General features: G+C 41.8%; 1 protein-coding gene. It reads left to right on the top strand.

All coding sequences use genetic code 11. The annotated features are described in order from the left end of the window. Nucleotides 1-379: 379 nt before the first annotated feature. A partial coding sequence (locus A3761_RS17620) for a fibronectin type III domain-containing protein (RefSeq protein WP_156491927.1) occupies nt 380-2,459 on the top strand: 2,080 nt, incomplete at its 3' end.

The following is a 2,459-nucleotide window of genomic DNA, read 5'->3' as shown; positions in this document are numbered from 1 at the left end:
ATAGATCGTGGTTATGTATATGGTGATTCGCTTCGTTATCATGTGTTCTACTCTGCTAATAAAACGCACTACCATCGGCACAATAATGTAGCAACACTTCTTATATGTGTGACCTATTCAGTTCCTTTGCATTATTGACTGTTATTTCCGTGACATAGTTGTTAACAAAAGCGGAACAAAGTGTGTAATGAGTTATTGGTGGGCATCTGCGACGATGAATGCTGGGAATAATGCCTCTACGGCAATCAGTCGAGGTATGTTGGTTTCACTGAAATAGTGAAGTTGATAAAACGAGCTATACTATTTAGCTGCTCCACCTTGTTTTGTTTTATCAAATTTTCTTTTTGTTAAGAACTTCTCTTCTGTCTGGAGATGCTGCATGTGTAAAAAACTATTGGGTTTTATGAAAGGCAGAGGATTCACGCTTGTCCTAAGCTTTTTCCTAGCATTTTTTTCACTTGTGGTGCATGCAGCAAGCCTTAGTGGCGTAGTGAAAGATCATCAGGGAAACTTAATTGATGGTGCGAGCGTAACTCTCTTTGAAGTATTGCAAGATGATACTTTTCTTCAAATTGGAGACACCCAAAAAGTTAGTTCAGATGGCGCCTATGAATGGGATGTTTCGCCTAGTAGTTATGTGCTTCGAGCCTCTTTTATAGCATCGGATGTTTCGCTTTCTGGTGCGCCAAATAGTGTAGCTATCTCATCCGAAGATTTTGAAGTTTATGTAGATACAATACGTGATTTACAGTTCGATTTTCTTGTCCTGTCTGGCAAGGTACTTGATACTAATAAAGCCCCTATCCCCAATGTATCAATCGAAACCAGCACGGTCTGGCACGGTCCTGAGCAAGGCCCCCTACTTCAGTTATCGACACGTAGTTTGGATCATGCCAGTGGTAGTGCTAGTACAGATGCTGAAGGCAACTATGTTATGTTGCTGTTCCCTAGTGATACCTGTATTGAATCCGGTTTTTACCCAGACAGCACTGACTGCTTGTATGACCTTACCTATACTCCAACAATCGAAAGTGGCTTTGCGACCTTTGTAAGATCTGATCTTGCCCTTAACAACGCGCTTAGTCTCGACCAGGAGCTAGTTCTACTTGATAGCATAATACCGAAAACTATTGCCGGGCCTTATGTTAAAAATATTAGCAACCAATCTGTGGTAATAGAATGGCAGACCGATGAACCGGCTAGAAGTACAGTTCAAGTGGTTGGTGGAGCGGTTTTTAAAAATAACCGTTTTCTAACAGAACATAGCGTTGTTATTAATAACCTGGATTCAAACACCGATTATGACGTAAATATTTCGACACGAGACGCACAAAACAATAGTTCTGAAACGCAAGTTCTAAGCTTTACCACTCAAAGTATTAGTGCTGACTCATTAGCGCCACAGTTTGTCCAACCTTTAGCAGCGACGTCTATCGGAGAAACCCAGTTTACGGTGGCTTTTTGTGCTAATGAGCCAGTGCAAGGAAAGTTTATCGTTGACGGAGCTGAGTATTTACTTAATGACTTCTCTCGCTGCCATAACTTGACTGTAGGTGATCTAAACTCGAATCAGACCTATGCGGTGTCAGTAGAAGTTACTGATATTAGCGGTAATGGCCCAACTCAGAGCCATATTAGTAGAGTTAAAACGCTAGCAGCGGCAGACTTGAACCCTCCTCTAATCGTCGCCGGGCCAACGGTTACTGATATTTCAGATACAGTAGCTGTAGTGAAATGGACGACAAACGAAGCGGCTAGCAGTGCAGTTTCATTTAACGATGGTATTAGTTACCGGGTTCAGAATAACACTGAGCTTGTAAGCGATCATTCAGTTCAGATTACAGGGCTAAGTGCTAATACGCTATATAATTTAACCGTTGCCTCAAATGATGCCGCTGGCAATAGAGCAACACAAACTCGGGAGATCCAGTTCCAGACAGCTTCTACTTCCGATACTGAACCGCCATTAATTATTGGGCGTGCTTTAGTTGAAGATGTATCAAACACTAACGCGATGATTAGCTGGCGTACCGATGAATCATCATCTTCTGTTGTGTCCATTGGCACAGAGCCTGATAACCTAAGCCGTGTCGAATCATCTCCCGGCTTTTCTGCAAAGCACCAATTGAGCGTCACTAATCTCTTACCTGCGAGTACTTATTACTTCTCAGTCGAATCAAGCGACCTAAGCGGAAATCAAGTTCATAGCAACGTTTCTTCTTTTACGACCCAATCGCAAAGTGTCTCTAATGGTTTTGAAATTATTTCACAGCCTGTTATTGAGCGTTTGACGGGTAACAGCATCACTTTAAGTTGGAAAACGAATCGATACTCAGATAGCCGTCTAATTTGCGAATCGGTGAACGGGATTAGCGAGGTAAATAAAACAGAATTAAGCAAAAACCATCTTCTTACTCTAATTGGATTAGAGTTTAATACTGCATATCGCTGTGTGGTTT

Source organism: Oleiphilus sp. HI0123 (assembly GCF_001635315.1).
The sequence above is the reverse complement of the archived record's forward strand: the minus strand, read 5'-3'. Positions and strand labels throughout refer to the sequence as shown.